Annotated in this window: 1 protein-coding gene; it reads right to left on the bottom strand. The window is 59.8% G+C overall.

The window, feature by feature from the left end; translation table 11 throughout:
- Positions 1-18: 18 nt before the first annotated feature.
- Positions 19-1,208 (bottom strand): IS3 family transposase gene (locus tag GR197_RS31325; protein WP_164016584.1). Its coding sequence is split into 2 segments (ribosomal slippage): positions 19-956 and positions 956-1,208, totalling 1,191 coding nucleotides; the frame shifts between segments, so codons are not numbered across the junction.
- Between the last annotated feature and the right edge of the window lie 63 nt (positions 1,209-1,271).

Here is a 1,271-nt window from a genome sequence, read left to right as displayed (position 1 = left end):
TGACCTGCCACTGAATTTTCATCCGGCGGCGATTAGAGCCTCGGCGGTTTTGAATACGCCAAGTGGCGCGGTGTGAGCAACCGGCGGAAACGCGAAGCTTTCATCTCGCGCAGCGTTGGAGCCGGTTGCGGCAATGGTATCGGCATAGCTTGCCGGGGTCTGATATCCGAGCGATGAGTGCGGTCGGAAATTATTGTAGTCGTCCGCCCATTCAGCAATGGCGCTTCGGGCATGGTCGAGGCCGAAGAAGAGGCTTTCGTTGAGCAGCTCGTCGCGCATGCGCCCGTTGAAACTCTCGACATAGCCATTCTGCATCGGCTTTCCCGGCGCGATGTAGTGCCACTCGACCTTATGATCTTTCGACCAGGCAAGGATGGCATTCGAGGTGAGTTCCGTGCCGTTGTCGGAGACAATCATCCCCGGTTTGCCGCGCCGTTCGACGAGGGTCGTCAGTTCGCGAGCGACACGACGACCGGAGATCGAGGTGTCCGGGATCGCCGCCAGGCATTCGCGCGTCACGTCATCGACGATGTTGAGCACGCGAAACCTCCTTCCGCAAGCGAACTGGTCGTGCACGAAGTCCAGCGACCAGCGGGCATTGGCCTTCGCTTCAACCAGGATCGGTGCACGCGTGCCGACAGCACGCCGCCGGGCTTTGCGCTTGCGAACGGAAAGCCCTTCCTCGCGATAGAGCCGGTAGATGCGATTGACCCCGGACGGTTCTCCCTCCCGCCGAAGCAGGACGAACAGCCGCCGGTAGCCGAAACGCCGCCGCTCATTGGCGAGGTCGCGCAGCTTCGCTCGCAACTCAGTTTCCGGCGGTCGACTTGACCGATAACGGATCGTCTTGCGGTCGGCGGATATGATCTGGCAGGCCCGCCGTTCCGAAAGACCCATGACGGTCCTCAGATGCGTGACGGCGTCACGCTTGGCGACAGGCCCTACCATTTTTTTGAAAGAAGCTCGCGGAGTGCTGCTGCGTCCAACATCTGCTCGGCGAGCAGCTTCTTCAGTCTCGCGTTCTCATCTTCAAGCGCCTTCAGCCGCTTGGCCTCGGACACCTCCATGCCGCCGTATTTGGCTTTCCAGTTGTAAAACGTCGCTTCCGAAATCCCGTGCTTGCGGCAGAGGTCGGCTGCCTTCGCACCAGCCTCCTGCTCCTTCAGCACCGCAATAATCTGCTCTTCGGTAAATCTCTGCTTCTTCATTCGTCCGTCCTTTGATGGGCCGGACTCTAATCAATTCTGGAGGAAATCCTCAGTGGCAGGTCA

The sequence above is a fragment of the Rhizobium phaseoli genome (assembly GCF_010668805.1).
Lineage (GTDB): Bacteria > Pseudomonadota > Alphaproteobacteria > Rhizobiales > Rhizobiaceae > Rhizobium > Rhizobium phaseoli_A.
The sequence above is the reverse complement of the archived record's forward strand: the minus strand, read 5'-3'. Positions and strand labels throughout refer to the sequence as shown.